The 23,074-nt window shown below is 57.1% G+C and carries 18 protein-coding genes; 6 read left to right on the forward strand and 12 right to left on the reverse strand.

Annotation, left to right across the window (positions count from 1 at the left end):
- The first annotated feature begins 119 nt into the window (after positions 1-119).
- Positions 120-1,085, forward strand: coding sequence for an Ssp4 family T6SS effector (locus F0319_RS10995; RefSeq protein WP_111963557.1), 966 nt, complete (start codon positions 120-122; stop codon positions 1,083-1,085).
- Positions 1,086-1,100: 15 nt separating this feature from the next.
- Positions 1,101-1,670 (forward strand): hypothetical protein, encoded by a 570-nt coding sequence (locus tag F0319_RS11000; protein WP_111963558.1) that lies wholly within the window; start codon positions 1,101-1,103, stop codon positions 1,668-1,670.
- Between the two features lie 25 nt (positions 1,671-1,695).
- On the opposite strand, the gene silA is transcribed toward F0319_RS11000, so the two are convergent.
- Genes silA through F0319_RS11020 form a run of 4 tightly spaced genes read right to left on the reverse strand, consistent with a single transcriptional unit; the run spans position 1,696 to position 7,879 of the window.
- A complete protein-coding gene (gene silA, locus F0319_RS11005; RefSeq protein ID WP_149367129.1) occupies positions 1,696-4,851 on the reverse strand; it encodes a Cu(+)/Ag(+) efflux RND transporter permease subunit SilA in 3,156 nt (1,051 codons plus the stop codon).
- A 10-nt stretch (positions 4,852-4,861) separates the two neighbouring features.
- Positions 4,862-6,112 carry an efflux RND transporter periplasmic adaptor subunit gene (locus tag F0319_RS11010; RefSeq protein WP_149366920.1) on the reverse strand — a complete coding sequence of 417 codons (1,251 nt, stop codon included), beginning with the start codon at positions 6,110-6,112 and terminating at the stop codon, positions 4,862-4,864.
- 11 nt (positions 6,113-6,123) lie between these two features.
- Positions 6,124-6,465, reverse strand: coding sequence for a cation efflux system protein CusF (gene cusF, locus F0319_RS11015; RefSeq protein WP_149366921.1), 342 nt, complete (start codon positions 6,463-6,465; stop codon positions 6,124-6,126).
- Between the two features lie 28 nt (positions 6,466-6,493).
- On the reverse strand, positions 6,494-7,879 hold the full coding sequence (locus F0319_RS11020) for an efflux transporter outer membrane subunit (RefSeq protein ID WP_149366922.1): 1,386 nt from the start codon (positions 7,877-7,879) through the stop codon (positions 6,494-6,496).
- Positions 7,880-8,041: 162 nt separating this feature from the next.
- On the opposite strand from F0319_RS11020, the gene F0319_RS11025 reads away from it, so the two are divergent.
- On the forward strand, positions 8,042-8,725 hold the full coding sequence (locus tag F0319_RS11025; RefSeq protein ID WP_149366923.1) for a copper/silver response regulator transcription factor: 684 nt from the start codon (positions 8,042-8,044) through the stop codon (positions 8,723-8,725).
- Positions 8,715-10,169 carry a Cu(+)/Ag(+) sensor histidine kinase gene (locus F0319_RS11030; protein WP_149366924.1) on the forward strand — a complete coding sequence of 485 codons (1,455 nt, stop codon included), beginning with the start codon at positions 8,715-8,717 and terminating at the stop codon, positions 10,167-10,169. Before F0319_RS11025 ends, F0319_RS11030 begins: the two co-directional genes overlap by 11 nt.
- Before the next feature lie 4 nt (positions 10,170-10,173).
- Here F0319_RS11030 and F0319_RS11035 read toward each other — a convergent pair whose 3' ends face one another.
- Entirely contained in the window at positions 10,174-11,079 is a 906-nt protein-coding gene (locus F0319_RS11035; RefSeq protein WP_136194879.1) for a LysR family transcriptional regulator, read from the reverse strand.
- Between the two features lie 117 nt (positions 11,080-11,196).
- Between F0319_RS11035 and F0319_RS11040 the strand changes: the two genes are divergently transcribed.
- Positions 11,197-12,600, forward strand: coding sequence for an MFS transporter (locus F0319_RS11040; RefSeq protein ID WP_149366925.1), 1,404 nt, complete (start codon positions 11,197-11,199; stop codon positions 12,598-12,600).
- A 38-nt stretch (positions 12,601-12,638) separates the two neighbouring features.
- Here the strand turns inward: F0319_RS11040 and F0319_RS11045 are convergent, their stop codons facing one another.
- The 4 genes from F0319_RS11045 to F0319_RS11060 all read right to left on the reverse strand — a co-directional run bounded on the left by F0319_RS11045 (position 12,639) and on the right by F0319_RS11060 (position 15,982).
- Positions 12,639-13,124 carry an Hcp family type VI secretion system effector gene (locus F0319_RS11045; RefSeq protein ID WP_149366926.1) on the reverse strand — a complete coding sequence of 162 codons (486 nt, stop codon included), beginning with the start codon at positions 13,122-13,124 and terminating at the stop codon, positions 12,639-12,641.
- 147 nt (positions 13,125-13,271) lie between these two features.
- Positions 13,272-14,267 (reverse strand): DUF2891 domain-containing protein, encoded by a 996-nt coding sequence (locus F0319_RS11050; RefSeq protein ID WP_149366927.1) that lies wholly within the window; start codon positions 14,265-14,267, stop codon positions 13,272-13,274.
- Between the two features lie 9 nt (positions 14,268-14,276).
- On the reverse strand, positions 14,277-15,263 hold the full coding sequence (locus F0319_RS11055) for a DUF979 domain-containing protein (protein ID WP_111963569.1): 987 nt from the start codon (positions 15,261-15,263) through the stop codon (positions 14,277-14,279).
- Positions 15,260-15,982: a DUF969 domain-containing protein gene (locus F0319_RS11060; protein ID WP_023327494.1), complete on the reverse strand. Its 723-nt coding sequence runs from the start codon at positions 15,980-15,982 to the stop codon at positions 15,260-15,262. Before F0319_RS11060 ends, F0319_RS11055 begins: the two co-directional genes overlap by 4 nt.
- Before the next feature lie 200 nt (positions 15,983-16,182).
- On the opposite strand from F0319_RS11060, the gene F0319_RS11065 reads away from it, so the two are divergent.
- Positions 16,183-16,728: a winged helix DNA-binding protein gene (locus F0319_RS11065; protein WP_024908533.1), complete on the forward strand. Its 546-nt coding sequence runs from the start codon at positions 16,183-16,185 to the stop codon at positions 16,726-16,728.
- On the opposite strand, the gene glgX is transcribed toward F0319_RS11065, so the two are convergent.
- The 3 genes from glgX to treZ are packed head-to-tail and all read right to left on the reverse strand — an operon-like array spanning position 16,729 to position 23,072.
- A complete protein-coding gene (gene glgX / locus F0319_RS11070) occupies positions 16,729-18,804 on the reverse strand; it encodes a glycogen debranching protein GlgX (protein ID WP_149366928.1) in 2,076 nt (691 codons plus the stop codon).
- Positions 18,805-18,819: 15 nt separating this feature from the next.
- Complete coding sequence (gene treY, locus F0319_RS11075) at positions 18,820-21,288, reverse strand: malto-oligosyltrehalose synthase (protein ID WP_149366929.1); 2,469 nt, start codon at positions 21,286-21,288, stop codon at positions 18,820-18,822.
- Positions 21,285-23,072, reverse strand: a complete 1,788-nt coding sequence (treZ, locus tag F0319_RS11080) for a malto-oligosyltrehalose trehalohydrolase (RefSeq protein ID WP_149366930.1) — start codon at positions 23,070-23,072, stop codon at positions 21,285-21,287. The genes treY and treZ overlap by 4 nt, the downstream gene beginning before the upstream one ends.
- Positions 23,073-23,074 lie beyond the last annotated feature (2 nt).

The raw sequence follows: 23,074 nt of genomic DNA on the forward strand, positions 1-23,074 counted from the left end.
TATCATTTGATCACCGAGTTAACGCTGCTATTATCTAAGTCTTAGTGTTCGAATCATAAATTTTTTCAATAAATTATCCTGCTAATTAATAGTCCTCACGGAATGAAGGAGCTTCCTCGATGAACTTACCCGGTCAGCAGTCGCCTGACAGCACCCTTCCCTCATATGATCTCTCGCGAAGCCTTGGCCTACAGGCCGGTGCAGATATCGATTTTAAAAAGCTGGCCGCGCAGCTCGACTGCTCGCGTAATTTTTACAATGTCGGCATCATTTTTGATGATGGCAAGCAACGCTGGCTGGTTCGCCCGTCTCGACGCATTGCTGATGTGAATCAGAGCACCGTCAGCCATGTAGTCATCAGTAAAATTCCAGATGCTAAGGAAATCAGTGCAGAAAAAGCTGTGGTTGCGACGCTAACTACTCCGTCACTTGCTACGGAAATTACCTCGACCGGTTTTGCCTGTGGCGCGATGATTGTTACGCTTGTCATGGCGTTTGGTGCCGGTGCGGCAGTACCGTTTACCGCTGGCGGGTCTGGTGTGATTGCGGCGATTAGCCTGTCCGGTACGCTGGCTACGGGAGCGCAATGCATGATTGGCGCGGGCCGTCTGCTGGCTATCCATAACGACCATGGTTCCGACGTTGCATGGCTTGACAGCCAGGACTGGTACGTTGCTACCACGACAGTTCTGGATGTTATTTCGCTTGCTGCGGCAGGAACCGCGCTAAGAGGTACTTTAGAAACGTACAAGCTGATGAAAGCGGCGTCTTCAAGTAAAGTTACCGCCTGGTTCCAGAGCCTGAGCCGTGCCGAGCGTAAGCGCATCACGGAAGAGATCATTAAAGCGCAGAATCCAGGTATCTCCAGTGCCGGGGTAAAGGCCGCGATCCGCGCAGGTGTTTATCCGAAACGTTTCCCAAGCGAATCGTTACAAAAATCACTGCAGCGCGAGCTGATGAGTGCGGTCAACAACGCATCGGCCTTTGTGGGGAGCTCACTCACTGGGACTATCCGCAATCCGCAAAATACCGTCCAGTCAGGACGCTATGTGGTTGGTGTGCTGCAATCATTTTTACCTAACTGAACGCTGAGTATTCAAATGTTTAAAGTTTTAACCCGTCGCCTGCAACACTGTAACGAGGTGGCTACCAGCATAAGCAATACCTCCCCGACACAGCTGCAACAGCTAAAGACTCAGTTGGCTGAAGAAATGGGCAAACCTGTGGGTCTACACACCATGGGTATTCCGGCGGCAATCAGTACTCTCGGGGTAATTGTTAGCTTCGCGATTCCTCAGCTGTGGTTGGGCTATGGCGTATTCGCCGCACTCGGCCAGCCAGCCGAACGCGTATTCGTGTGGATTGTGCTGATCGCCCTACTGTTCGCAGGCATCAACGGCGTGACGATGTTTATGATTGGCAAAGGAAGCATGCGCGCCGTGCGGTTACATCTTACGCTGGCGGTGATAAGTCTGGTATTAACGGCAGCCTATCTGCTGGCCGCGCTGAGCGGTAGCGCTGCTCCGGGCGTCAGTCTGGCCGCTGCGATGGTGAGTACCGTCATGCTGGGGCTTAGCGGCAGCTGCATCTTCTCTACCGCTTTCTATAAGATGCTGCTATTTACTCTGCATAACAGAGCCTGGCGCAAACTGATCAGCAAGGCGCGCTAAGCATTCATCACGTAAAAACCCGCCGCTAACGGCGGTATTTTTTTGGTTTTTTAAGCCTGCGCAACCAAATCAACTTATACGCCGCAGGGATAATAAACAGCGATAGCAGCGGAGCCGTGATCATGCCGCCAATCATTGGCGCCGCTATCCGGCTCATGACTTCTGATCCGGCACCGGTTCCCCACAAAATGGGCAGCAGACCGGCAATAATCACCGCGACGGTCATCGCCTTTGGCCGCACGCGCAGCACGGCGCCATGATAAAGGGCGTCATCAAGTCCCTGTACGGTGAAGGTTTCCCGATGGGATAACTTCGGATGCGCTTCAACGGCATGACGCAAATACATCAGCATTACCACCCCAAATTCTGCCGCCACCCCTGCCAGAGCGATAAAGCCGGTGCCGGTTGCCACAGACATATGGAAACCCTGCCAGTACAGGAACCATATCCCCCCGACCAGCGCGAACGGCAGGCTCATCAGGATCAGCAACGCTTCATCCACGCGACGGAATGCCAGATACAGCAGAATGAAGATGATCATCACCGTCATCGGTACCATTAGCTTCAGTTTCTTATTGGCGTGCTCAAGCAGTTCAAACTGTCCAGAGAATGCGACGCTGGTGCCCGGTCTCAGCTTTACGTTCTGACTAATAGCAGTCTTAATGTCGTTCACCACCGACACCATATCCCTGCCGCGGGCATCGATATAAATCCAGCTCGCAGGACGGGCATTCTCCGTTTTCAGCATCGTAGGGCCGGAAACGACGTTGATATCCGCCACATCGCCCAGCGTGATCTGCTGTTTCATCGGCGTCAGGATCGGCATCTGCCTCAGCGCGGTCGGGCTGTTTCGGTAGTCCTGAGGATAGCGAATATTAATCGGGTAGCGGGCGACGCCTTCCACCGTTTCTCCCACCGTCTCCCCGCCGATGGCCGTGGAGACGAAAAGCTGCACGTCGCCAACCGTCATCCCGTAGCGGGAGGCTTTTTCCCGGTTGATATCAACGTCGATGTAGCGCCCGCCTTCCAGACGTTCAGCCAGGGCTGACACCACTCCCGGCACCGTTTTAGCTACCGCTTCAATGCTCTGCGCCGTGGCGTCGATATCAGCCAGAACAGTACCTGACACCTTGATGCCAATCGGGCTTTTAATGCCGGTTGAAAGCATATCGATGCGGTTGCGGATGGGCGGAACCCAGAGATTCGCCAGGCCAGGTAAACGAACGGTCTTGTCGAGCTCGTTAACGATCTTGTCAATCGTCATGCCGGGTCGCCACTGATCCTCAGGCTTAAGCTGAATGGTGGTTTCGACCATTTCGAGCGGCGCGGAATCCGTTGCCGTTTCGGCTTTGCCGGTCTTGCCGAAGACAGAGGCCACTTCAGGGACTGTTTTTATTAACTTGTCCGTGGTCTGTAAGAGCGCGGCCGCTTCTGCCGGAGACACACCCGGCAATGTTGATGGCATATACAGCAGATCGCCTTCGTTGATCTTTGGCAGGAACTCGCCGCCCACCTGGCTCAGGGGCCAGATCACCGTGAAGATGGATAAGGTCGCAACCAGCAGGGTGGTTTTTGGCCAGTGTAGCACCCTGATCAGTAGTGGATGGTAGGCTTTAATCAGCAACCTGTTTAATGGGTTACTGGTCTCTGCGGGGATTTTACCCCGGATCCAGAATCCCATTAGAATGGGGATCACGATGATGGCCAGCGCGGCCGCCCCCGCCATGGCGTACGTTTTCGTGAAGGCCAGTGGACCAAACAGCCGCCCTTCCTGTCCCTCGAGGGTAAAGATGGGAATAAACGACAAGGTAATGATCAGCAGGCTGATAAACAGCGCGGGGCCAACCTCTACAGAGGCGTTGGTGATCACCTTCCAGCGGGTGGCGTTATCAATCGGCTCCCCCGGGTGGCGGTGGTCCCACTCTTCCAGCCGTTTATGCGCATTTTCAATCATCACGATGGCGGCATCCACCATCGCGCCGACGGCAATGGCAATGCCTCCCAGCGACATGATATTAGCGTTCAGCCCCTGGAAATGCATAACGATAAAGGCAATACACAGGCCAAGCGGCAGAGAGATAATTGCGACCAGCGCAGAGCGGACGTGCCACAGGAACAGCGCGCAGACGATGGCCACCACGATAAACTCCTCAAGAAGCTTGCCGCTCAGGTTGTCGATTGCCCGATCGATGAGCTGGCTGCGATCGTAGGTAGTCACAATCTCAACGCCTTCCGGCAGGCTGGCCTTCAGCGTCTCCAGCTTGTCTTTCACCGCCGTTATGACCTCGCGCGCGTTTTTACCCGAACGCAGGATCACCACGCCGCCCGCCACTTCACCCTGCCCGTTCAGCTCGGCAATACCACGGCGCATTTCCGGCCCCGTTTGTACGCGGGCAACATCACGCAGGTAAATCGGCACGCCGTTCTCACCGGTTTTCAGGACGATGTGATTGAAATCATCGATGGTCTGCAGATAGCCGCTGGCCCGGACCATATATTCCGCTTCCGCGAGTTCTACGGACGATCCCCCCGCTTCCTGATTAGACGATTCAAGGGCCTGCTTAACCTCCGGCAGGCTGACGCCGAACTGCGCCAGCTTTAACGGGTCAACCTGAATCTGATACTGCTTCACCACGCCGCCGACGGAGGCCACCTCGGCCACGTTCGGGATAGTTTTTAGCTCAAACTTCAGGAACCAGTCCTGCAATGATCGCAGCTCGGCGAGATCGTGTTTTCCACTGCGGTCCACCAGCGCATACTCAAATATCCAGCCCACGCCCGTGGCGTCCGGGCCGATTTCTGAACTCACGCCGGCAGGGAGTTTGCCCTGAACCTGATTCAGATACTCCAGCACGCGCGAACGGGCCCAGTACAAATCGGTGCCATCTTCAAAAATGACGTACACGTACGAATCACCAAACTGCGAAAAGCCGCGCACGGTCTTTGCGCCGGGAACCGACAGCATGGTGGTGGTGAGTGGATAGGTCACCTGGTTTTCAACAATCTGCGGGGCCTGGCCGGGATAGCGGGTTTTGATAATCACCTGCACGTCAGACAGATCGGGTAAGGCATCGACAGGCGTGTTAATAATCGTCCATGTGCCCCAGACGCTGAGGAACAGCGCCCCCATCATGACCAGGAAACGATTGGCCACTGACCGTCGGATAATCCATTCAATCATCATCGTCTCCTTAATGGCCTGAATGCGCGTCGTCAGCGGCTTCAACGTGGCGCATGCGCTCCAGCGCACCGGTAATATTGGCCTCCGAGTCAATCAGGAACAGACCGCTGACCACCACCGACTCCCCCTCCTCCAGTCCGCTACCAATGCCGGACTGCTGCTGAGATTCATGCAGAACGCGGATCCTTTTCGGCATAAAATTCCCGTTCGTATCAACGGTAATAACGCGCTGCTCTTTGCCGGTATCAATAACGGCCTGAGACGGAATGAGCAGCATTTCCTGACTGTGGGTATTCAGCTTCAGGTAGGCATTCATGCCAGGTTTCAGCAGCTCATCCTTGTTGGAGACCTGCAGGCGCAGCTGCAGCGTACGGGTGGTTGGATCCACGCTCGGCAGAAGACTCCATTTTTCAACCGGGAAGGATTTATCCGGCCAGGCCGGTATCGAAACAGCAAACTGCGAGGTATCTTTCAGCAGATAAGCAATGGACTCAGGGACCGCCGCACCGATCCAGACCGGATCCATCCCCTGAATTTGTGCCACGACCTTATCTTTCGAAATATTCATCCCGGTACGGAGGTCAAAGGCAGTAATCACCCCGTCGATCGGTGCCCTGATGGTAAACCGGGTCTGGATCGTTCGGGTCGCACGCAGCCTCTGAATATCCTCATCCGGCATACCCGCCAGCCGAAGCCGTTCCAGAACCCCTTTGATTTGCGTCGGCGTTCCGCCGGTGCCGGAGAGCAACAGGAACTCGCTCTGCGCTTCGACCCAGTCCGGAATGGTGATATCAATCAGCGGCGTTCCTTTCTTCACCTTATCGCCGATCGTCAGCGGGTAGACTTTCTCAACGAACCCTTCCGCGCGCGCCTGCACAATGACAAACTGATAGTCGTTATAGCTGACGTTGGCCGGGATCGTCTGGGCATAATTCAGCGTTCCGCGCGTCACCTTTTGCGTTTTTAATCCTAAATTCTGGACCTGGGTCGGATCGATACGGATACCGTCACCGCTTTTATCGTTATTTTCGTCCGCATATTTCGGGACCAGATCCATATCCATAAACGGTGATTTACCGGGCTTATCGAATTTCACGTCTGGTTTCATCGGGTCATACCAGAAAAGTACCCTTCTTTCAGAGACGCTATTTTCTGTTTTTTCAGATGAATGAAACGCCTGCAAAGTCGTCACCGATATCAGCCCTCCCGCAATAAGGCTGCTGACTATCATGGCAGCATATTTTATTTTGAATGAGGCCATGCCGTTTCTCGCTATTTAATGCTCTTCAGTAAAGAGATATTGCCCTGCTGAACAAATGAAAAATCAACATGACTGTCGACTTTCAATGCATTGATACTCTCGTCAGCCTGAATAAAGGTGAAACGCATGGTCATCGAGGGCCAGCCAATCGCCGGGATCGCTTCATGAGAAATCGTGACTTTTTTATTCGTGAGATCAATATCCTTCACGATGCCGGTCCCGGTGATGAGCTGCTCTGAGGTCGCTTCGCTGGTAGAGTTCATCCCCTCGTGCTGATGAACCTCAGCCTGGATGCTGGCAGAAAACACAATGGAGGTCGCTCCGAATACAATGGCCTTAAGAGAATTGCGCATGCTTATTTTCCTGTTTAATTAAATAACGTTATTCGACCCAACCGCCGCCAAGCGCGGTGAAAAGATTAATTTCATTAACCTGCCTGGCATAAATAAGGTCGAGAATATTTTGCTGTGTAGCGAAAAGAGAACGTTCCGCGTCCAGGACTTCGATATAGCTGACTGCACCGCTGGAATATAGCCCACCTGCACGTTGAAGAGTGATGCGGAGTGAATCAAGGTACCGCTGCTGCGCAGCAAGCTGCTGGTTGATGCTGTCCCGCAGCGCGAGCGCGTCGGCAACCTGTTTGAATGCGGCCTGTATTTTTTGTTCGTAATTAATAACCGACTGCTGCTGGCGAATTTCGGCCAGCTTCAGGTTTGCCTTATTCCTGCCCGCATTAAAAATGGGAATGTCTATTTTAGGGATAAAATTCCACATCCCGCTGCCCGCGGTAAACAGGCTGGATAATTCCGTACTGCCAGTTGAAAGCCCGCTGGTTAATGATATTGACGGGAAAAAGGCGGCACGCGCGGCGCCGATATTCGCATCGGCCGCTTTAAGCTGATACTCCGCTTCCAAAATGTCCGGGCGCTGCAGCAGTATCGCTGAGGAGAGATGAGGCGGCAGTTTTACCGGCGCAACGTCGCTGGCGTTCATGCCGCTCTCGCCCGGGAGCGCGCGATACGTGCCGAGGACCAGCTGCAGGGCATTATTGGCCTGCGCCAGCTCTCCCTCTCTTTTGGCAATCTCTGCCTGCGTGCTTTCGATCTGTCCCCGGGCCTGTTCCAGCGCCAGCACGTTCGTACTGCCCGTCACCAGCTGTTGCTCAACGAACGCATAAGACTGCCGGTAATTTTTCAGTGTATCCCGCGCGATACGCAGCTGTTTAAACGCCAGCTGCTGGTTGAAATAACTCTGTGAAACGTTAGAGACGAGCAGGATATGCACCGCGCGACGGGCCTCTTCGCTGGCGAAATAGTTTTGTCGGCCGGCCTCGCTCATGTTCTTCAGCTTGCCGAAGAAGTCGAGTTCATAGCTAAGCTCAAAACCCGCGTCGTACTGCTGCGCGGTCGGTTTGTCACTTTTCAACCCACCGCTGTAGGTGATACCCGAGGAGGCATTCAGCTGCGGATAACGATCCGCATCCGTCACGCTGAACTGCGCCCGTGCCTCTTCAACCTTCAGAGCGGCCATTTTTACATCGCGATTATTGTTCAGCGCTTCCGTAATCAGCCCGGCTACCTGCGGGTCGACGAAAAAGTTGCGCCACCCGGTGTCCTGATACCCCACCACCGCAGGCGTCAGGCCGTTGCGCGAAAGTGAAAACTGCTGGGGTACCGGTGATGCCGGGCGCTGGTATTCGGGGGCCAGCGAGACGCAGCCCGCCAGGATAAATACCGTACTGATGCTGAGTCGTTTTAACAGGAACATAGCGGTTCAAATGAAGTCCAGAGTATTTTTAGGGCTACTCTACTGAACGCTTCCTGTTTGACGGGTGACGGGATAATGACAATGTTGTCATTTTTAACGTAAGTCATTGTGAACGGTTGCGGGCTCCATAGAATGTCATCAGCAGCCAGTCAGGGGAGCAAGATGAAAATACTGATCGTTGAAGATGAAATGAAAACCGGTGAGTACCTCAGCAAGGGGCTCACTGAAGCGGGGTTTGTCGTGGACCACGCTGTTAATGGCCTGAACGGCTACCATCTCGCCATGACCGCTGAATACGATCTGCTGATTCTGGATATCATGCTGCCCGATGTGAACGGCTGGGACATTGTCCGCATGCTCCGCTCTGCCGGCAAAGGGATGCCCATCCTGTTACTCACGGCTCTCGGCACGATTGAACACCGGGTTAAGGGGCTTGAGCTGGGCGCGGATGACTATCTGATTAAGCCTTTCGCCTTTGCCGAGCTGCTCGCCCGGGTCAGGACGCTGTTGAGGCGCGGAAATACGGTGATCGCGGAAAGCCAGCTTCAGGTGGCTGACCTGACGGTTGACCTTGTGTCGAGAAAGGTCAGCCGTACCGGAAGCCGCATCCTGTTAACCAGCAAAGAATTCAGCCTGCTGGAGTTTTTCATGCGTCATCAGGGAGAGGTGCTTCCCCGTTCACTGATTGCCTCCCAGGTATGGGACATGAACTTTGACAGCGACACGAACGCGATTGACGTTGCGGTAAAGCGGCTGCGCGCAAAGATCGATAATGACTTTGAACCGAAGCTGATCCAGACGGTGCGCGGCGTGGGCTATATGCTGGAGGTGCCGGATGCGCGTTAAGCCCCTCCGACGCCCGTTCTCGCTTGCGCTGCGGCTGACCTTTTTTATCAGCCTCTCCACCATACTGGCCTTTTTCGCCTTTACGTGGTTTATGCTGCATTCCGTTGAAAAGCACTTCGCCGAGCAGGATATCAGCGACCTGCAGCAAATCAGCACCGCGATGCACCGCATCCTGCAGTCACCGGCCGATCCTGACCAAAAGAAAATCAGCAAGATCAAAGAGTCGATCGCCAGCTACCGCAACGTGGCCGTCCTGCTTCTGGATCCGCAGGGCAATACCCTGTTCAGCTCGGCGCAAGGAGCGGCACTACGCCCCGCGATGAACACGGCGAACTTTAGCGAACACCGCCGCGCGCAGGATGTGTTTCTCTGGACGGTTGAAGGCCCGGCCGACCCCATGCACGGCGGGTCCGACATGAAAATGGAAACGTACCGGATTATCGCCTCCTCAGGCACGGCGACGCTGCAGGGCAAAACGCAGGGCTACGTGATGCTGATCGGGCTCTCCATTAATTTTCATCTGCACTACCTTGAGGCGCTGAAAAAAAACCTTCTGGCGATTGCCGCCGTTATCAGCCTGCTGATTATTCTTGTCATCCGCATCGCCGTGCGCCAGGGACATTTGCCCCTGCGTAACGTCAGCAACGCTATTAAAAACATCACCTCCGAAAATCTTGACGCGCGGCTGGAGCCGTCCCGCGTCCCCGTTGAGCTGGAGCAGCTGGTCATCTCCTTCAACCAGATGATCGAAAAGATTGAAGATGTTTTTACCCGTCAGGCTAACTTTTCCGCCGACATCGCGCACGAAATCAGAACCCCCATCACCAACCTGGTGACGCAAACGGAAATCGCGCTGAGCCAGAACCGTTCTCAAAAGGAGCTGGAAGATGTGTTGTACTCCAGCCTCGAAGAGTACAACCGGATGACCCGCATGGTCAGCGACATGCTGTTCCTTGCTCAGGCGGATAATAATCAGCTTATCCCGGATCGGGTGATGTTTGATTTAAGCGGCGAGGTCATGAAGGTGTTTGATTTCTTCGAAGCCTGGGCGGAAGAACGCCACATCGCTCTGAAATTTAACGGGATGCCCTGCCTGATAGAAGGCGATCCGCAGATGTTCAGGAGAGCAATCAATAATCTGCTCTCCAACGCCCTGCGCTATACGCCGGAAGGGAAAACGGTAACGGTCTCCATCAGAACACAGGATAACAACGTTGAGCTGGTGACAGAAAACCCCGGTACGCCGATCCCGCAGGCGCATCTGTCGAAGCTGTTTGACCGTTTTTATCGCGTCGACCCGTCCAGGCAGCGCAAAGGCGAAGGCAGCGGAATTGGGCTTGCCATCGTGAAGTCCATCGTCACGGCGCACAACGGAAAAGTCCGCGTGGAATCGGATGCGGTGTCGACGCGCTTCATCCTCACCGTGCCGGGAAAGGTTGCCTGAGCGCTCAGCGCACGGAACGGCACACCTCCAGCACTTTCTCTCTGAGCCACCGGTGCGCCGGGTCCTGCTCCATGCGCGGATGCCACATCTGTGACACCGTAATGGTCCTGGTCTTAAAGGGCAGTTCAAAGACGTGTACCTGCTCATTCATCGGCTGATTGAGCAGGTACAACGCAGGCACCATGGCAATCAGATCGGAGGCCAGCGCCACGGATAACGCCGTAGGAAAGCCGGGCACCACGCTGGCGATCTTGCGTTTCATCCCCTTTTCTGCCAGCGCGTCATCGACAGCCCCATGCAACGATCCGTTCGGAGAGGCCACAACATGGCCCCACGCGACATAATCGTCAAGGCTGACATCATGCCGTAATGACAGCGGATGCCCCTTGCGCACCGCGCCAACAAACCGATCCTGAAAGAGCCTTTGCAGCCGTATTTCAGGCCCCATATTGTTCTGCACGCCAATCTCCAGGTCGACCAGCCCCTCGCGCAAATAGCGCGACGTTTTTTCAGGTTTCGGCGAAAAACGAATACAGACGTCGGGCGCCACCTCCGCCACCGCCGCAATAAGTAGTGGCCCAAATGCCACCACAAAACCGTCGTTGGCCCGGATGGTGAACAGCCGTTCGAGATTTTCCACCTTCAGCGTGTCGGTGGAGGGCTGCAGAACCGCCCTTGCCTCGTAGACGGCGCTTCTGGCGCGATCCCGGGTGGCTTCGGCCCAGGGCGTCAGCACCATGTGACGACCGGCCCGTACCAGAATAGGATCGCCGGTCACCTCCCGGAGCCTGCTGAGGGTACGGCTCATGGCGGAGGTGCTCAGGCTTAAACGTCGCGCCGCGCCCGCCACGCTGGCTTCTGCCAGCAAAACGTCGAGCGCAACCAGAAGGTTAAAATCAGGATCGGACACGGTGGCTCCTCAGATATGGCGTTATGTGCAATGATTAAGTGCAAATGCTGCGTCTTCCGCCCTGTATACCGCATGATTATAGTTTCGTCATCACGATTCTTATCCGGAGTAACGACGATGACGCTATTTTCAAACCTGCCCGGCGATGAAGGTTTACCCGGGCATGAACGCGCCCGGGTCCTGGCCGCCGTTATGACCACCACGCTGATGGGCGTCTTTGACGGCACCATGATCAACATCGCGCTCCCCTCTATGGCAAGGGCGATGCAGGTCCCCGCGAACGTTGCGGTCTGGTTCGCTAACGGCTATCTGCTGTCAGCGGCAATGACGCTGGCTATTTTCGCCGCGCTGGCGGCGCGCGTGGGCTATCGCCCGGTCTTTCTGAGCGGGCTTGCCACCTTTACGCTCACCTCACTCGGCTGCGCGCTGGCAACAACGCCGGAAATGTTAACCGGGATGCGGATCCTGCAGGGCATCGGCGGGGCGGCGACCCTGAGTATCGCCCCGGCGATCCTGCGTTCCGTTTTTCCTGGCCGACTGCTTGGCCGTATTCTGGGGCTGCACGCCCTGCTTATCGCCTCCAGCACGGCGATTGCTCCTGTGCTCGGAGGAACAATACTGGACGCCCTGAGCTGGCAATGGCTGTTCGCCATTAACCTCATTCCGGGCAGCATCGCCCTGATGCTGGCATGGCGGGCTTTACCGCGGGAATCGGCCGTGGACCGAACTCCCTTTGACGCGCCGGGCGCCGTGCTCTCCGCCGTCCTGCTAGGTTCCGCGATCATGCTGGCCGACAGCCTTCAGCACGTGGCGCAACAGATTAGCGCGCAGGCCATCTTCTGGGGCGTTCTCGCACTGGTCAGCGCCTTCGCCTTTACCTGGCGGATTCGGCGTGCGCAACATCCGTTACTGCCGCCGGTGATGTTCAGAAACGGGCGCTTCACCCTCGCCGCGCTGACCTCGTTGGCCTCGTTTGTCAGCCAGGGGATCACGTTTGTCGCACTGCCGTTCCTGTTTCAGAGCGTATATGGCTACAGCCCTGTAGTGTCCGCGCTGCTGTTCACCCCGTGGCCGATTGGCATCGTACTGATCGCGCCGCACGCGGGTCGCTGGGCTGATACCATTTCCGCGCCGCTGATCTCGACCCTCGGGCTGATCGTGTTTGTTGGTGGGCTGGTCCTGCTGGCGACGTTGCCGGCAAATCCTTCCGTATGGAATATCTGCCTGCGCAGCCTGGTTTGTGGGATTGGGTTTGGCTGCTTCCAGAGTCCCAATAACCGGGAAATGCTCTCTAACGTGGCGCGGGAATATGCCAGCTATGCCTCTGGCGTGCTTTCTATCGTCAGGACATTCGGCCAGTGTCTCGGTGTCGCCGCGGTGGGGGTGCTGATGGGAGCAGCGGCAGGATGGGACCATCAACATGCTATCCAGGTTGCACTGTGGTTAGCCGTCATCGCCTCGACGGGTTCGGTGGTATTTAGCCTGAGCAGGCTGCGCCCTGCGGTTCGGGCATCCGCGTAAATTGTTGCAGCGCCTCTCGGCGCTGCTCGTTTTTACGCCTACGCTGCAGGGCGTTCGTTCCACGCATCAGTGTACTGAATATTTCCGTCCAGAATTTTCCATGTGATTTTTGCATATCGCAAAGATACATTTTCCATGTGACCAGTACCGGGACAATCTCTTGTATCATGCATTATTGGAGTTATTGAAATGACCTTCACCCCTTCCATAAGGATATTGAAGTATTCCACTTCCTGACCAGCATCATTGATGTGGTAGAACTTTAATTCAGCACTATGAAGCGTTTGACCTGTAGCCACAGCTTTGTATAGATAGGATGAAGATGAATCAATTGCTTTTGTTAGACTGAAAGCAGAGTGTTGCCTTGTACCTGTAAGTTTACCCGTTGCATCATCTGTTGGAATGCTCAGGTTATGAATCAGATCTCTGAGCTCTATACTTCCTTCACGGTCTGCAACATCAGAACCGCCACGGATCATTGCTCCGCCATCGTCTTTCAAAAAGAGGTGTACTGGTACAGCCATTTCTATAACTCCTTATGTTAATTAATCTCTTATTCCATTGGCTATGAGGTTAATTACAGGCATGATCGCTACACCATCTGCATAGAACAGATCAGATGCAGGCCGGGTAAGCGCAGCGCCACCCGGCAAGAAAGACAGCGCGTTTGTTTACTCCAGCGCCAGCAGCGCAAAGCTCGCCAGCCAGTGCCCGCCGCTGTAGTGGCTGCCGACCACATGCTCAACGCTTGCGGCCAGATGTTTAATCACCGCCTCGCGCAGCGCCTGCTGCGCCGGATGGTTAGCGGGAAGCGCTTTGGCAATATGCTTCATACACCACGCGCGGCTGAGGTTTAATCCGTCGAGATGGGCAATTTTCGGGTCGGTGCGATCGCTCACTTCCGCCGGATTCATCAGCGCCGTAACGGCACCCACCTCCGGGAGAAACGCGTCAAACCAGGCCGGGAAGTCTTCAGACACTTTGCTCATCAGCAGCGCCTCCGTCAGCGCGCCGGAAATATACTCGTCTCCGCCGGGCTCATAATGAGCCGGATAGCGCGTGTCGGCGAGATAAAACCGCTCCGCCGCTGCCACAATCGCCTGTTCAAGCGCCTTGTCTCCCACTGCGCGACCGTAATCGAGCGCCAGCGCGAGGGCAAACGCGGTGTTGTAGTGCGTCCCGACGCGGATCGGATAGGTGAGCTTGCCGAGGTAATCCACCAGCCGGTTGCGAATGTCCTGAGTTAACGGCTCCAGCATCTGATACCAGCCCGCGGCCTGCGGCAGCGACGACTGTTTCAGCTCCTGGGCCAGCGCAAGCAGCCAGCCGTAGCCATACGGCCGCTCAAACGAGGCGCGGAACGGCGCGGTGAAATAGGCCAGTTCCTTCGCCACGTTCTCTTCGGTTATGTGCTCGTCAAAAAGCGCGACGATCGCATCCCGGCAAGGTAATTCTGGATAGAGCCGCACGCAGCGCAGCAGCAGCCAGTAGCCGTGCACCGCCGAGTGCCAGTCAAAACAACCGTAGAAAATGGGATGCAGCTCGCGCGGCGGCAGAACGTCACCATCATCATTCAGCAGGTGCATGATGTGGTTCGGGTATTCCTGGCGCAAATAGGTCAAAGGCATGCGGGCAAACGCGTCGGCCTGATCTTGCGTTAATTCCATGACAGCTCCTTAGCGAAACACGAGGAAATACATTAAGAACACGTTCACCACCAGCAGGGTTAACGCGGTCGGGATCTGGATCTTGATCACCTGATATTTGTCCTTAAGCTCCAGCAGCGCGGCGGGAACGATATTGAAGTTCGCGGCCATCGGCGTCATCAGCGTGCCGCAATAGCCCGCGTACATGCCAATCGCCAGCAGCGGCGCCGGGTTGCCGTGATGCACGTTGATTAGAAACGGCAAGGCGATACCGGCACTTAACACCGGGAATGCCGCAAAGGCGTTACCCATGATCATGGTAAACAGCGCCATACCCACGCAGTAAATGACTACCAGCATGAAGCGGCTATCCGGGTTCACAAACAGGCTCACCACCTTCTGTACCGAGTCGCCCGTGTTGGCCACCACGAACACGCCGCCGAGCATGGCCAGCATCTGCGGCAGGATCACCGCCCAGCCAATGGTATCGACAAGACGACGAGACTGACGAACGGCATGCAGCGGCGTGCCTTTGGTCAGCCACCAGCCGGTGAGGATCGCCGCGACGCAGGCCACGCACAGCGCCGCCAGGGTCAGCTGTTTCTGATCGAGCAGAAACACGCCGCCGATCGAAACGCCCTTCAGGAATAACGTGCCCAACACCGTCACCACGGGGATCATCAGCGCGGGCAGGAACAGCCAGTTTTTAAGCCGCTTTGACGACGCGACGCGCTCCTCCTCGGTCGACATTTTATAGTGCCCTTTCCCGACGAGGCCAAAACCCGCCAGCAGCGCGATAATGATAACGCCGCCGCCGATAATCCGGTAAGCCAGCGATTTCCCCAGCTCCTGGACCATCAGATCGCCAAACAGGAAGATCCCGCCAAACAAGAACCAGAACAGCGCGGTGGTAAAACGCTTCGGATTAGCGCGATCGCGCAGGGTCATCACAACCAGCAGCATCACGACAAAGCCAATCAGGTAGTACACGCGGTTAATGGTGATAAGCGTCATCATTGCGCAGCCTCCTGCGTACCCTGCTCTGCACGCCAGGCCATCACGTCGCGACGGATGCTTGCATCGAGGCGCAGCAGGCGCGTCATATGAATAACTAATGCCGCAATGGCGGTTGGAATGGCCCACAGCCCGATATGCAGCGGTTCAATGCCCTGAATACCATTTTCTTTCAGGAACGCGTCGATCAGCAGCACCGCCCCGAAGGCAATAAAGATATCTTCCCCAAAGAAGACCGCGATGTTGTCGCACGCGGCTGCATGGGCTTTGATTTTGTCGCGAATGTGCTGCGGCAGCTCGCCATATTCGTTCAGCGCCGCCCCTTCGGCCATCGGCGCCAGGAGCGGGCGCACCGTCTGGGCATGACCGCCCAGCGACATCAGCCCCAGCGCGGCGGTACCTTCACGGGCGACAAAATAGAGCATCAGAATACGCGCCGAGGTGGCGCTGGCGATCTTCGCCACCCAGGCCTGGGCGCGCTCTTTTAGCCCGTAATATTCCAGCAGACCAATCACCGGCAGGATCAGGATGAAGGTGGCCAGCGATCGGCTATTGACGAACTTCTCGCCAAAGGTCTCCAGCAGCATGCCGAAATCCATGCCGACCAGCAGACCCGTCGCCAGCCCCGCCACCACGACCACCAGCAGCGGGTTGAAGCGCAGTGCAAAACCAATAACCACGATCGGTATCCCGATCAGCGGCAGCAGCGTAGTACCGTCCATAACGTTTACCCTATCGAAAGTGAGCGTTGCGCGCCGACGGCTATTTTTTTAATTTGCGGCGAGCGATGTTGTGTTTTGTTGGCAGGCTTCGCAAAACCTGCGCTAAAAAGCTATATCTGAACCTCAAAAACATGTAAACAAATTATCAATAAAATGTTCTTATTTTATCGATGAGTTTACATTTCTGGCTAAGGAACGTTATGACCTCAGAAAAGAGTGCTTCACCCGATCGCGACGATATCAACGATGGCCGGATCGTCTCTTCCCGCCATCTGGTATCCGAGCGCTGCGCGGAGTTATCAGAGCTGGAATATGCGCTGATCATGACCAGCAACGCGTTTAACAAATGGATGGTGCGCTGCATGACGGCTGCCGGCGAGCCCGATATGGGCGCCTTTGACGTTTCGCTGCTGCATCACGTGAACCACCGCGACCGCAAGAAAAAGCTGGCCGATATCTGCTTCGTTCTCAACGTGGAAGATACCCACGTCGTGACCTATGCCCTGAAAAAGCTGGTCAAAGCAGGCTACGTGACGAGCGAGAAAGCGGGCAAAGAGCTCTTTTTCTCTACCACCGAGGAAGGGAAAGCGCTGTGCATGAAATACCGGGACGTGCGGGAAGCGTGCCTGATTGCGATCCACGCGGAGAGCGGCATTGCCGGGAAGTCGATTGGCGAGACCGCGCAACTGTTACGCACGATCTCATCCCTGTATGACACCGCCGCCCGGGCGGCGGCGTCACTGTAACTAAGGACGGCGGAACAGCGTAATGCTCCGTCCGGCCAACGCATACTCTACGGTTTCGGTGATCGCTGTCCCGGTGGCAGCATCATCCGCCGTAGACAGCTCCAGCACCCATCCCCCTTCGCCAAACTGCGGGATCTGGAACGGCACGGTGCCTTCAAAAGGATTGAACAGCATCAGCACGTCGTGCCAGATACCGTCCTCCTGCCTGAGATCCGGCCTGCTGATGGAGACCCCGAGGGTTGAGCCTTCATCCCACTGCTCGGCCTGCTGTGGGCCGCCCCCGGCATTGAACCAGCGGATCTCCAGCCCGTCGCGCCAGCTTTCACGGCGCAGCAGTGGCTGTTGCGCGCGCAAGGTAATGAGACGACGGGTAAACTCGCGCAGCGCAGCGTCGTTTTCGGACAGCCCCTTCCAGTCGATCCATGAGATCTCACTGTCCTGGCAGTACCCATTGTTGTTGCCCTTCTGCGTGCGGCCAAACTCGTCCCCCGCCAGCAGCATCGGCGTGCCGTGGGAAAACAGCAGCGTGGTCAGGAAATTACGTTTCTGCCGCTCCCGGGTAGCAATAATATCCGGGTTCTCGGTTGGCCCTTCCTCGCCGTAGTTGTATGAGCGGTTATCGTTATGCCCGTCGTTATTGTCCTCGCCGTTGTCGGCGTTGTGCTTCTCGTTGTACGACACCAGGTCATTCAGCGTAAAGCCGTCGTGGGCGGTGATAAAATTGACGCTGGCCCACGGACGACGTCCGCGCAGATCGTACAGATCGCCGGAACCGAGCAGCCGCGCGGCAAAGTCCGTGGAGACATTGTCCCCCTTCCAGTACTCGCGAACGGTGTCGCGGTATTTGTCGTTCCACTCCCCCCAGCCCGGCGGGAAACCGCCGACCTGATACCCGCCGGGGCCGATATCCCAGGGTTCACCAATCAGCTTCAGTCGGGATAACACCGGATCCTGGGTCATGGCGTCAAAAAAACCGCCGCGCGGGTCAAACCCTTCGGGCTCGCGGCCCAGGATCGTCCCGAGGTCGAAGCGAAAACCGTCGATGTGCATCGATTCCGCCCAGTAGCGCAGGGAATCCATCACCATCTGCAGCACGCGCGGATGCGAGGTGTTGACCGTGTTTCCCGTCCCGGTGTCGTTGATGTAATACCGGTGCTGGTCCGGGAGCGTGCGGTAATAGCTGTAGTTATCAATCCCCTTAAACGAGAGCGTCGGGCCAAGCTCGTTCCCTTCCGCCGTGTGGTTGTACACCACGTCAAGAATGACCTCGATGCCCGCGTCATGATAGGCGCGCACCATATCGCGAAAGCCCTGGATCCCCGCCGGGCCGTAGTAGCGTGACGCAGGGGCAAAAAAGCCCAGCGTGTTATAGCCCCAGAAGTTCTTCAGGCCGCGGTCGAGCAGGTGCTGATCGTCCGGAAACCAGTGAACCGGCAGCAGCTCCACCGAGGTGATGCCGAGGCTTTTGATATAGTCGACAGAGGCTTTGTGCCCCATCCCCTCAAACGTGCCCCGCAGCTCGGGCGGAATGGCCGGGTTCATCTGGGTAAACCCTTTCACGTGGCTCTCATAGACAACGGTATGCGGCCAGGGCACGTTCGGCCGGCTGTTGTCCTGCCAGTCAAAGGCGTTCGGGTCGATGACCCTGCATTTCGGCGTAAACGGCGCGCTGTCGCGGGTATCAAAGCTCAAATCCAGCTCGTCATGCCCCAGCTCATAGCCGAAATGGGCGTCGTTCCAGTCGATGTCACCCACCAGTTCGCGAGCGTAAGGGTCGATAAGCAGCTTATACGGGTTGAAGCGATGACCATTTTCCGGGTCGTAGGGGCCGTAGACGCGATAGCCGTACAGCGCGCCCGGCTTCAGATCGGGCACATAGCCGTGCCAGACCTCATGGGTATACTCCGGCAGCTCCAGCCGGGCGATTTCCTTTTTCCCGGACGGGTCAAACAGACAGAGCTCCACCCGTTCAGCATGAGCGGAGAACAGCGCGAAGTTGACCCCTTTCCCGTCATAATTCGCACCCAACTGCTGGCCATGACCGGCCCGAATTTCAAACGTTGTATCCTTTGCCATTTTCGTTCTCCACGATTATTCGCAGGTAAGCAGAACCAGTACACATCCCTTTTCTGACGTTAAATCCAGCGTCTTTTGCAGAATGCGGCTCTCACCGCTGAACAGATCCCGATAGCGCTTCCCGGCCAGTTCGTCGGGTATCGCTACAGTGGTATTGACCCACAGCTGATGATTATCGGTGATGCCAAAAACCAGACGCGGCACGGCGACAATCAGCGCCTCCTCGTCCTTAACGCGCGCATAAATAATCAGGTTCTCCTCCCGCTCGCCGGTGACCTTAAGCGGCAGCCAGTCGCCGTAGCGGAAAAGCGCGTCGTAGTGCGGACGCAGCCGCAGCAGCGTGGCGGTAACGAACTGTTTGACCCTGCCGTCCCGCCAGCATGCCGGGCTGTCAAACACCGTGGCATCCGCCACGCTGAGGTGCTGCACCAGGGCCGGAAAGTTCGGCTCGCGTCGGTTATCCGGGTCAACCAGGCTGAAGTTAAGCGCCTCGCTGCCCTGATAGATATCCGGCACGCCGGGCGCCGTCAGCTTAATCACAGTCTGGCTGAGGCTGTTCATCAGCCCCGCGCGGATAAAGGGCTGCATCGCCTCGCTGAAATCATGCAGGAACGGGGCGTTGTCCGGCGAAAGCATGTGTCGCGCGTAGCTCAACACCACGCTCTCATAGCTCTCGTTACTGTCGATCCAGTCGGTGCGCTGTTTCGCCTCGCGCAGCGCTTTTTCGAGGAAGCCGAGGAAGCGTTCTTGCAGTGATTTCAGCCCGTCGGCGTCGTCCGGTGACAGCGTGGCGGGCCAGACGCCCGCCAGCGCCTGGTAGATCATCCACGTATCGGCGGCGTTCGGCGCGGTACCGTCATTGAGAAAGCGCACCTGGGTCTGGTTCATCTGCCGCCAGCGGGCAAGGTTGTCGCCCCACCGCTCCGGGGCTTCCGTCAGGGTGTAAAGGCGCGCGCGGGCATCCTCCCCGCGCTTGGTATCGTGTGTGGAGGTGCCCAGCAGCGCATCGGGCTGACGGGCCAGACGAATGCGCATCTCCTGGTGGAAGCGGGATAAGGAAAACGCGCGCGGCGTCGGGTCGGCGCCCACTTCATTGAGCGCAAGCTCGAGGTTGTGGCGAAAGAAGAGCGTGTCTTCAACGGACTTCGCCATCAGCGGCCCGGTAAGCTGCTGGAAGCGGGTCCTGAAAAGCGCGGCGCTCTCGCGGCAATCTTCCGGCAGATCGCCGGTAAGAATGCGCACGATCAGGCTGAGCGCCGCTTCCGACGTCTCCACGCTGGCTACCACGCGGTTAAGCAGCGCCACGTCCGGCGGGGTTAATCCTTCCCGGGTGCCGTAGGTGCGGTAGACCGGAAACGCAATAAGCAGTTCGCGCAGCGCGTGACGGATTTCCTCGCGCGGCAGCGCAACCTCATTGCGGCGGGCCAGATCCTCAGCAAGGTTTAGCAGCGTGGTGAATTCACCCTCGAAATTGCGATCGGTCATCAGGCCTTTGGCATCGCGCAGCTCCGCGTGGCGATCGACCGTCACGCCCAGCGTCTCGTCGTGGATTGTCTCCAGGCGCGAGAGATTATCGTCGTCGACCAGCACTTCCGCCAGCGAGGCAATAAACTCGTAGCCGGTGGTGCCGGATACCGGCCAGTCTGCGGGGAGCTGCTCACCTTTTGCGAGAATTTTTTCGACCGTGATGTAACAGTCGGGCCCGGCGGCCTGACGCAGGCGCTGCAGATAGCCCAGCGGATCCGCCAGACCGTCGACATGGTCAATGCGCAGGCCGTCCACCACGCCCGCGTGGACCAGCTCAAGGATCAGCCGGTGCGTGTCGTCGAAGACCGCATCATCCTCAACCCGAACGCCGACCAGCCCGGTTATCTCAAAGAAGCGCCGCCATGAGAGCTGCTTCGGCGCCTCCCGCCAGGACATAAGCCGCCAGCTTTGCGCGTCGTGCAGCTCGGCTATGCTCTTTTCCTCGCTGTAGGTACCCGGGTTGAGCGGATACTCGGCGTCGTAGTAAACCAGCGCGGCCTTTTCCGTGACAGGGTCACGTTTTAAGGTGATGGCACCCTTCTCCAGCTCCGCCTCAAAGGTATCGCCAAGAAACGGCAGCGTAAGCGGTCGTGACCCGTCGATATCGAAGTAGCGGAAATAGCGGCTCTGCTGGCCATATTCAATCACGTCGCGCCACCAGGCGTTTTCCAGCGAGGTGGACATATGGTTGGGGACAATGTCCAGAATCAGCCCCATACCGGCCTGCTTAAGCGCCGCCGCCATGCGGTCAAACCCCTCTCGTCCGCCGATCGCGGGGTCGATTTCATTCGGGTTGGTCACGTCATAGCCGTGGGTAGACCCCGTCGTGGCAGTGAACACGGGCGACGCGTAAAGGTGGCTGATGCCGAGGTCCTTCATATACGGCACCAGCGCCACAACGCGGTCAAAGGTCATGCCGTTACGGAACTGAATTCGGTACGTGGCGGAAGGGATCATAACGATGCTTCTCCATCAGCAAAGCGAACGACAATACCGTTCGGGGGTAAAACGTCAGAGACTTCCGGCCAGGCAAAGCGCGTCTCACCCGCGAGATCGGGCAGCGCGACGGGCTTAATGCCGATATTAAGCGCCAGCGAGAGCGTCCCCGACGGAAAGCGCCAGCACACCGCCACCATGCCGGGCGCGGTCTTGAGCACATGGCCCTCAACGGCACCGCGCGGATGCAGAAGCGGAACGATATGGCGATGGCGCAGCGTCAACAGATTGCGCGTGTAGCGCAGCCACGTTTTGCCCTCGTCGGTGGCAATCTTATGCCAGTCGAGCTTTGAGCGAACAAAGGTGTTCACGTCGTTCGGATCCGGAACGGCTTCATCGTGTCCGGCGTGACCGGTAAACTCTTTCGCGCGCCCTTCCCGTACCGCCTTTGCCAGATCGCCGTGAAAGTCGGTGAAGAACAGGAACGGATGCGTTTCCCCAAACTCCTCGCCCATAAACAGCAGCGGGATATGCGGGGAGAGCAGCAGCGCGGCAAGCAGCACCCGCGTCTTGTCGGCACCCGCGAGGGAGATAAGCCGCTCGCCCTGGGCGCGATTGCCTGTCTGATCGTGGTTTTGAATAAAATCGACGAAGAACTGCGGCGGCTGCGTGCGGCACTCCACCCCGCGAGATTCTCCGGTTTGCAGAGACACCTCGCCCTGGTAGACAAACCCTTCCGCCAGCGCCCGGGCGAACTTCTTCTCAGGCTCAAAGGCAAAATCCTGGTAATACGCGTGGGTCTCGCCGGTGGCAAACACGTGGGCGGCGTTGTGGAAGTCATCGTTCCACTCGCCGGTAAACAGCGGCGCGTTGCCCTGTTCATCGCGGGGATGCAGGAAAATCACGTTGCGGCTGTCTTCCGTGGTCAGGTGAACGTGACGGTGCGGAATGGCCTCGCGAATTTTTGCGGCAATCTCCTCGAGAACATGGGGGTCCGAGCCGTCCTTAATCTGGTCGATGGCATCAAAGCGCAGCCCGTCCAGGCGGTATTCCGTCAGCCAGTAGAGCGGCGCGTCGGTGATGTACTGCCTGACCGGCTCGCGCTCGTAGGCGATGCCGTTACCCCACGGCGTCATCCGCTGTGCATCAAAAAACGCGGGCGAAAGCAGAGGCAGATAGTTTCCTTCGGGCCCAAAGTGGTTGAGCACGATATCCAGCACCACGGAAAGCCCCAGGCCGTGGGCGGCGTCGATAAAGGCGTGGAAATCCTCCGGCGTGCCGTACGCTGAGTGTGGGGCATACAGCAGCACGCCGTCATATCCCCAGCCGCGGGAACCGCCAAACTGGGAGACGGGCATCACTTCAAGCTGGGTAATCCCGAGCTCTGCCAGATACGGCAGCTTGTCGATGGCCGACCGGAAGGTGCCCTCCGGAGTGAAGGTGCCGATATGCAGTTCGTAAATGACCGTCTCTTCCCACGGACGCCCTGCCCAGTCGCGGTTGACCGGCTGGTAAAGTCGGGGATCGATCACCACCGAGGGGCCGTTAACGTCGCCCTTTTGCGCCCGCGAGGCGGGATCGGGCACCGCCATGCCGTCCTGAAGAACAAACTGATATTCTGCACCGTGCGTGACGCCAGGGACGTCTGCCTGGAACCAGCCGTCGCCGGTTGCCGTCATCGGCACGTCGGTGGCGGCAAGACGTAGCGTAAGTTCTTTCTGTCCTTCTGCCCAGACGCGAAAACGTACAACGTCATCGGAAATAAACTCAGCACCCCACTGCTTTTGAAATGTCCTGAATTCCATTC

The organism is Enterobacter vonholyi (assembly GCF_008364555.1).
GTDB classification, from domain to species: domain Bacteria; phylum Pseudomonadota; class Gammaproteobacteria; order Enterobacterales; family Enterobacteriaceae; genus Enterobacter; species Enterobacter vonholyi.